The following is an 8,212-nucleotide window of genomic DNA, read 5'->3' on the forward strand; positions in this document are numbered from 1 at the left end:
TTTGTTTTCCCGTAGTAGACCTTGTGGACGTTGGTCCATTGGCGAATCAGGGCGGGTTTGCAGCCAGCGTCGAGGAGCACCTGGGCATCAAAGGATGCCAGGGTCTCGATCGGGTTGGTTAAACCCGTAACTAGTGCTGCAAAAGTGTTCATGCCTCGCACACTAAACGGAAAATCAGAAACGTGCAGCTAAGGGCTAAAAAAGCCTGTGGATAACCCAAAAACTATCCACAGGGGGTGCGCGCGGTAGCGCGCACCGGAGAGTGCGGAACATAGCCTTCACCAGCGGGAACAGGACGAGTTCCCAAACCGGCAAAAAAGTTTCAGACACTTACCATGGAATTAACCAGTGGCGCGCGGGTCCACCACGGTCACGCCGTGGATGGAGCGGCCCATGATGAAAGAGCCGACGGAACCGACGATCCATACGCCGAAGATGGCGATGACAGCGCGGATGGTGTCCGCAGCGTTGAAACCATCGGTGGCCCAGTCCGCGGTGAGTTTGGCCAGGATGAGCGCCGGGAAGGCGACGCAGACCAGGGGTCCCATGAGGTTCACGCGGGTCAGTGCGTTGGGGGCGCGGAGTTGCAGGATGAGGGTGGCCACCGTCATGAACACGGCGACGGCGACGAAGAAGAGAACGATGTACTGCCAGAGAGCCATTAGCGGCGCCCCCTCGAGATGATGCGGGACATGGACAGGGTTGGGATGGCGCCGCAGACGAGTGCGGCGAGGATGGCGATTTCGTAGCCGATGAAGGTGTCGTTGAAGATCGTCCATACGAAGTAAAGGCAGACACCGCCGTAGAAGATGTAGTCCGCCAGCACGGCGCGGCTGAGTTCATCTTTGCCGCGCAGGATGGCTACCAGCCCGATGATCACGCACGCCACTATGATCACGATGGCGCCGATGAGGATTCCTTCAAACATGTGCGAGGGTCACTTCCTTCCATTCCGAGCACGACCAGCACGCCGGGCACGACGCGCACGCCGTGCCTGGTCAGCAGCATCCACTGGGTCAGCGGCGTCGGGGTTGGTGGCGTCGCGTAGGTCTTCGTAGGGTTCCCACAGGACCTGGGCGGGGTCGACGGGGGTGTCGGCAACCCGCGGCGCGACGTGTTCTTCCATGTCGGCTAGGCCGGCGATGACGTCTTCGGGGTTGGAGCCGAAGGCGGCTTGGACGAGCATGATGCGTGGCTGGTCGGCGCCGGTGTCGCGGAAGCCCATGGCCAGCGTGGATGGGGTGGCGGTGACGGAGGTGGAGAACCAGAACAGTTCCCATTCGCTGTCCACGCGCAGGGGGTAGTAGATGACAATGGGTTGGATGCCGGAGTCAGCGCGGAACGCCGCGAGAGCGGTGGCGAATCCGGCGACCATGATTTCTTTGACTATCCAGAAGAAGTAGCGGATGCCGTGGAGGATGGTTTTCATTAGTGGCCTCCTTGCAGGGTTGCGGCGTCAGGGACACCGATGGGGTCGGTGCCGAGGACAGCGTTGGAATAGGCGTCCACATCGAGCAGCGCATCCACGGAGTCCGTCACGGCGCCCCACAGTGGGCCGGCTGCGATGAACATGCCGAGCGAAATGAGCATAAGGCTTATCGACGGCGCCACCAGCGCCCCCCGCACCCTCAAGGTTTCCGGGAACCGGTCCATCGGGCGACCCCAGAACACTTCGCGCCAGACGCGGAACATGGCCAGCATCGCGCCGAAGGAGGCGACGATGATCGCGCTGATGACTACCCAGGAGGCGAGGTCGCTGGGGCGCGCGGCGGCGAAGACGAGGGAGAGTTTGCCCCACAGGCCGGAAAATGGCGGGAAGCCGATGACGGAGAATGCGCCGGCGGCGAAGACGGTTGCGGTGAGGGGGTCGCGCCGCGCCAGGCCGGAGAGTTTGGACAGGGTGCCGGTGCCGTAGGTTTCTTCGATGGCGCCGGAGTTCAGTGTCAGCGCGCCGATGGTGATCATGTGGTGCAGGGTGTACATCAGGCCGGCGGCGAGTGCGTAGCGGGCGTCTTCCTGCGTGAATGCCAGCATGATGAGGATGAATGGCATGCCGTTGATCATCTGGTAGCCGAGCACCTGCCGGATGGTGGATTCTGCAAGACCGGCGAAGGCACCGACAAGCATGGACACGATCATCACGCCGATGATCAGCCAGTTCCAGCGTGTATCCATGTCAAAAATGACCACCCAGATGCGGAAGAGCATGTACACCGCGACCTTCGTGTGCAGGCCGGAGAAGAGGCCCATCACTGCAGCGCTTGTCGACGTATACGTGCGCGGCAACCACGTATGCAGCGGGAACACAGCGGCCTTCGCGCAGATGGCGGCGACCACGATGGCCATGGCGACGGTAACGGGGCCGTTGCCGGCGGCAGCACCTTGGAGTGCGCCGATGTTCACAGCGCCGGTGACGGCGTAGACATAGCCCACGCCCATGACCAGGAAGGTCGATGCGGCGAGGTTCACCAGCACGAAGAGGCGTGCGGACTGGAGGCGATGACGCGTGCCCGACATGGCGATGAGGCCGTAGGAGGGCAGCAGCATGACCTCGATCATGACGAAGAAGTTGAACAGGTCTGCCGTCAGCAGCGCACCGGACACACCGGTGATGAGCACCAGCGTCAGCGGTGTGTAATAGCGCGCGCGGGTTTCACCAGAGACGATGGCGAACCAGTTGGAAATCAGTGCCACCAGCATGGTGGTGATGATCATGATCGCGGAGAACTGGTCCCCGGCAAAGGCGATTCCCGCTCCGCCCTGGTAGAGGCCAATGATGTGGCCAATAGTGCCGTGCTGCGCGGTGTAAAGGTACAGCCACATGCCGCCGGCGAGGTTGATGGTGGGGATGAGGAGGGACAAGGCGTCGTTAAGCATGCGCCACGGCGAGAGCGCCGTGACTGCCGCAACGATGAGTGGCAGAGCAACGAAGACAGGAAGTAATGCGTCAGGTGCCATTAGCCACGCACCCCCTTGTGGGCAGTGCGGCCCATGGTGGTGAGGGCATCCGGGTCGAGCTTGGCAGCCTGGTCAGCGTCGAGGATGTTCGCGATCGTGTCATCATCGCGCCCCAACGCAGCAAGCAGCAGCAAGATGGTCGTGGTGGCCATGGCGATGACAATCGCGGTAAGCACGAAAGCCTGTGGCAGGGGATCCGCCATCTGGTCCATGGAGGTTTGGGAGGGGAAGGCCTCCCCACGCCACGCACCGTTGCCGGCGGCAAGGAGCGTCAGGTTGCTGGCATGCCCAAACAAGGACATGCCGAAGATGATGCGCACCATGCCACGCTGCATGATCAGGTACACCGCCCCGGCGATGAGGATTCCAACTGTGATTGCGTAAATCATTTCGCGCCTCCCTTCGGGGTCTTCCGCGATCCAGCGGCGATGGCGCTGGCCAAATCCAGTGGTTTCGCGGCCGGGTTGATGGGCTTCGGGTGGGACTCCGTGGCACCTTCCGGCGTGGAAATCTCGGGAACACCCGGCAGGGGATTGGCCCCTTCGCGGTGGTAGTCCAACTGTTCGCGGTTCGCGCCGGGGCGCAGGTAACCGCCCATGCCGTTGATGGCCATGGTGAGCATGCCCAGCACCGCAAGGTAAATACCGGCGTCGAAGATCAGGGACGTAGTCATGTGTTCCCCGGCGATCTCACCGTGGATGGCATACATGAAGCCACCTTCGATGAAGCCGAGGAAGCCAGAGGAGATGGCCACGATGATGCCAATACCGGTGAGATAAATCGGGGTCTTCGGGCCCACGGCGTTGCGGTCAGAGCCTTGGGAAAGGTAGCTGAGCACGAACGCGGTTGCCAGGACGAGCGCGGCGATGAAGCCACCACCCGGTGCGGTGTGGCCACGGAAGAAGATGAGAACGGACAGCACAACGAGGATCGGTGTGATCAGCTTGGCTACCTTCCGCAGCGGCAGCGTGTTCAGGCGCGACTGACCGAACGGTGCCGGACGGGTGCCTTCCTGGAAATCATGACGCGGTACCGAGGCGGTCACAGCGGCGATAACCACTGCGGCCATGCCCAGGACAGAAAGTTCGCCTAAGGTATCAAAGCCACGGAATTCCACGATGATCACGGCCACGATGTTGTCCGCACCCGTGAGCTTTCCACCCTCGGACAGGTACCACATGGCCAGGTCAGAGCGTTCCCGACGTCCCGTGAGCGCATACACGCCCAAGAATGCCACGATGCCGGACACAGCCGCGAAGAGCATCGACCACGTCTTGCGCTTCGCAGGTGTTTCCGGGAAAAGGCGGGGCTGGTAGCGCAACACCATCATGATCACCACGATGGTGAGTGCTTCCACCGTGAACTGAGTCAGTGCCACGTCAGGAGCACCGAGCAGTAGCATCTGCAAACTCATGCCCACACCGGCGGTGCCCAGCAAGATGGCTGCGGTCATGCGCTTCTTCGTGGCCATCAGACCAAAGACAGACACGCCGATGATGGTCAGCGGGATGAGATCCCAGTAGTTACCCAGACCGTCTGTGCGTGGTGCTGGGACCACGCCGTCAACACCCGTGGTGAACAGGGCGGTGACAGCACCCATGGTCACAATCACGGCCACCAACCAGACCAGGTGGCGCGAGGGGTTGAAGCTATTCGCCATGGCGCCGGCTGCACGACCAATACGTTCGGAGCCTTTCACCACACCAGCCAAGACGTCATTGCCGGTAAACGGCAGCAACGCCTTGTTCTCCAGTGCTGCAAAGACCGGCTTGCGCACGAAGAGGAACCCGATGCCAGCCACCAGGACCACCATGGACACGATGAATGGCCAGGTCACGCCGTGCCAGAGAGCCAAATGCGACTCGAAGGCGGAAGTGGGGGCGATGGAGGTGACGGCGGTGGTCACGGGGGCGTCGATAAGCGAGAGTGCAAAAACCGCGGGCACAGACATGAGGCCGGGCAGCGCGGCTGGAAGCCACAGGGACACCGGCGCTTCGTGGACGTCGGACATGTCGCGCGGGCCGTCGATGAACGCGCCGAAGACGATCTTGGCGGAGTAGACGAAGGTGCACAGCGCGGCGAGGCCACCGAGTGCGAGCAGTAGCGGGCCGTACGCGGTGGAGTGGAACGCATCCAGGATGGATTCCTTGGACACGAAGCCGAACAGTGGCGGGATCGCGGCCATCGATGCGACGGCGATGACAAGGGAGCCGAACGTGAACGGCATCTTGTCCCACATGCGGCCCAGGCGGCGGATATCGCGCGAGCCGGCCTCATGGTCAATCACACCGATGAGCATGAACAGGGAGGATTTGAACAGTGCGTGGGCGAGCGTGTGCACGAGCGCTGCGGCGAGCGCGAACGGAGTGCCCACGCCCACGGCCGCCACGATCCAACCCAGGTGCGAGACCGTGGAGTAAGCGGTGAGCTGCTTCAGGTCCGTCTTCGTGATGGCAAAGATCGCGGACATGAGCGCCGTGCCCAGACCCGCCGTAACCAAGAGGACATTCCACGTGGGATTGCCGGCGAAGATGGTGGAGAAGCGCAGCAGCAGGTAGATACCCGCCTTGACCACCGCGGCGGCGTGCAGGAACGCGGAAACCGGGGTGGCGGCGGCCATGGCTTCCGGCAGCCAGAAATGGAAGGGGAACTGCGCGGCTTTGGTGAAGCCGGAGATAGCAATGAGCACGGCCACGCCGGTGACGATCTTGCTGTCCTGCTGCCACACATCCGCGGCGAGGATCCCGCTCAAACGGGTAGTGCCCGTGGTCACCGCAGCGATAGCCAGGCCCGCCAGCAGCGTAAGACCACCGAAGAACGTCAGCGCGAGAGTACGGAAGGAACCCGCCTCACCCGACGAGCCTGAACGGGCGATGAGCAGGAAGGACGCGATGGACACGAGCTCCCAGCCGATGAAGAGCAGCACCACATCGTCGGCAAGCACGAGCAACAGCACCGACAGCGTGAACGCCGTCATGATGGTGTAAAAACTCGTATTGCCATCATTTTTGGGCAGATACGCCGCCGAATAAATAAGCACGATGCCACCGATGCACAACGCAAGCAGCGCGAAGAACGCACTCAGCCCATCAGCGCGTAATGCAAGATCAACGGTGGTTCCGGGGCCGAGCAAATCCTCAGCCCACGTTGTTTCAAACACGAGGGGACCATCGCCGTTGAGGGCGCGCGTGAGAACACCGGCGGCGATGAGCATGACGGGACCCAGGGCCCAACCAGCCCTGCGATCCGCCGCGCGCACCAGCACCGGGGACGCAACCACAGAAGCGGCAACGATCCCTAGAACAATGAGAAGAGCCATAGGCACGGGGTATTTCTGGTTGCGGGTGCGCGGGCAGCCCACCCATGGGACGTAGTCCAAGGTATCAGGTGGGCGCGTGGTCGGCGCAGTTGCTTTTCGCTTATCGACGCCCTCCCTCGCGGTGTGTCTCACCAGAAACAACCGTCACATTCGTTACATTTTGCGCTATGAAGTGGAACGTTGTCCTTGCGTTTGTCGTGTTCGTCGTCGCGGCAATCTCCCCCATGAACCCCGCCGCCACGTGGACGAGCCCCAACTCCGATGAAACAACTGGCGCCCCCGCTACCTATGCCGGGCCAGACCAATTCGTAGGTGCGCGCCGGGCCGCCGGTGATGCCGCAGCGCAAGCCAGCTTCCTCGTCCAGGGCACGCAGAAACTCGTTGATGGCACTGACCAGCTCAAGGACGGCTCAGGTGAACTGGCCGATGGCATCAAAGCTGCCCGCGATGGAGCGGACCAACTGTCCAAGGGCATGGTCGATCTGCAGAACGGCACCGGAGCACTCGCTGATGGCGCCACCCGCCTCGCCGATTCCGTTGGTGGTGCAGTTGACCAAGTCGTCGGGTTTGATGCCATTCGCGGCCAAGTGCTCTCCGCCATTGACAGCACCCTGCGCACCACCAAAAACTCCCGCGACCCCCAGGTGGTAGACCTTCGCACCCAGCTCGAGGACCTGCGCCGCCAGGTGGAAACCGCCGAGATCCCCCAAGATATGACCACCCAGCTCAATGAGCTTAAGGACGGCTCCCGCGAACTGGCCAACCAGCTCTCGGTTCCTGGCTACGCCTACCACGACGGCATTTACACAGCCACCAACGGCGCCCGCGACCTAGCCAACGGCCTGAATGAGATGAACAACAAGGTCGATGACGCTACCGGTGGAATCGATGAACTTGTCGACGGCGCATCCAAAATCGACGATATGGCCACCACCACCCAGGACCGCATCAGCGACGTGCAGCGCGCCATGCCGGCACCCGCGCCCGTGGCCGCCGGCTCGGGCACGGAGTCTGAAGGGCCATCTTCTGCTCTTGCTCCGCTGGCCGCCATGCTGGTGAGCGCCCTAGCCGTCATCGCCGGTATCGCTCTCGCCTTGGCCGCCTACGCTGCGCGCGGCCGTAACCGCTGGCTCACGCTCGGAATTGGTACTGCATTTATCACTGCCGCCGGCCTCATCCTCGTTGGCATCCTGGGCACCAATCTGAGCCCCTTTGCCCTGGCAGTGAGTGGTCTTGCCCTGGCGCTGGTCACCCTCGCCTCCGCCGGCTTCACCTGGATTGTTCGTTCCTCCTTTGGCCGCACTGGTGGCACCGCCGTGGCCGGAATCTTCGGGCTGGTGCAAATGGCCATCGTCGGCTGGGTCTGGTCCACCGCCGCCACCGGCAACGTTGACCTGGTGTGGCGCACCGCCTCCTCCGCGCTGCCCATGCACTGGTCCACCGCCGCCATCTCCGCCGCTGGCAACCAGGGCTCCGCTACCGCCATGTGGACCGGCGTGGCGCTGAGCGCCTTCCTCGCCTTGTTGGGTGCCGCCGCCGTGGCCATGACCACGCGCGCGGTGGATGAGGATGAGTACGAGGAGTACGAGGACTACTACGAGGAGCAGTAAGACACCACGCAGCATCGCCACCCGCGAATCACGGCCAGGCCCCGCCAACACATTCCAATAACGTATTGCCGTACCTGGCAATCGGGTAAAGGTTTCAGGACAGGGTGAGATGAAGGGCATCGCTGCCCCCAGCGGTGCCCTTCAGTGCATTTTCGTGTAAAAGTTTACATTGCTCCGGTAACTACCAAACAGCAGAAATTTTCTACCTGGGATTTCATCCGAGCCGATTTTTCGCAATGTAACTTCCTGGCTTAAGGGACATTTCGTGTGGATAAACCGATACGGATTCCCGAGGCAGCCTGGGATAATACGGTGATCTTGATTT

The 8,212-nt window shown here is 62.2% G+C and carries 7 protein-coding genes; 1 reads left to right on the forward strand and 6 read right to left on the reverse strand.

Annotated elements, in window-relative coordinates; all coding sequences use genetic code 11:
- Positions 1-341: 341 nt before the first annotated feature.
- From QP994_RS10555 to QP994_RS10580, 6 genes are read right to left on the reverse strand one after another with little or no spacing between them, the layout of a single operon-like run.
- Entirely contained in the window at positions 342-662 is a 321-nt protein-coding gene (locus QP994_RS10555) for a Na+/H+ antiporter subunit G (protein ID WP_284855734.1), read from the reverse strand.
- Positions 662-928, reverse strand: a complete 267-nt coding sequence (locus QP994_RS10560) for a cation:proton antiporter (protein ID WP_284866727.1) — start codon at positions 926-928, stop codon at positions 662-664. The genes QP994_RS10555 and QP994_RS10560 overlap by 1 nt, the downstream gene beginning before the upstream one ends.
- 9 nt (positions 929-937) lie before the next feature.
- Positions 938-1,429, reverse strand: coding sequence for a monovalent cation/H+ antiporter subunit E (locus tag QP994_RS10565; RefSeq protein ID WP_284866729.1), 492 nt, complete (start codon positions 1,427-1,429; stop codon positions 938-940).
- Positions 1,429-2,958 carry a monovalent cation/H+ antiporter subunit D family protein gene (locus QP994_RS10570; RefSeq protein WP_284855737.1) on the reverse strand — a complete coding sequence of 510 codons (1,530 nt, stop codon included), beginning with the start codon at positions 2,956-2,958 and terminating at the stop codon, positions 1,429-1,431. The genes QP994_RS10565 and QP994_RS10570 overlap by 1 nt, the downstream gene beginning before the upstream one ends.
- Positions 2,958-3,347 (reverse strand): cation:proton antiporter subunit C, encoded by a 390-nt coding sequence (locus QP994_RS10575; protein WP_284855738.1) that lies wholly within the window; start codon positions 3,345-3,347, stop codon positions 2,958-2,960. Before QP994_RS10575 ends, QP994_RS10570 begins: the two co-directional genes overlap by 1 nt.
- Complete coding sequence (locus QP994_RS10580; protein WP_284866733.1) at positions 3,344-6,277, reverse strand: DUF4040 family protein; 2,934 nt, start codon at positions 6,275-6,277, stop codon at positions 3,344-3,346. Before QP994_RS10580 ends, QP994_RS10575 begins: the two co-directional genes overlap by 4 nt.
- 167 nt (positions 6,278-6,444) lie before the next feature.
- Here QP994_RS10580 and QP994_RS10585 point away from each other — a divergent pair, with 167 nt between their 5' ends.
- Complete coding sequence (locus QP994_RS10585) at positions 6,445-7,887, forward strand: hypothetical protein (RefSeq protein ID WP_284866731.1); 1,443 nt, start codon at positions 6,445-6,447, stop codon at positions 7,885-7,887.
- Positions 7,888-8,212: the final 325 nt, after the last annotated feature.

This window comes from Corynebacterium sp. MSK044 (assembly GCF_030232825.1).
In the GTDB taxonomy this organism is placed as follows: Bacteria; Actinomycetota; Actinomycetes; order Mycobacteriales; family Mycobacteriaceae; genus Corynebacterium.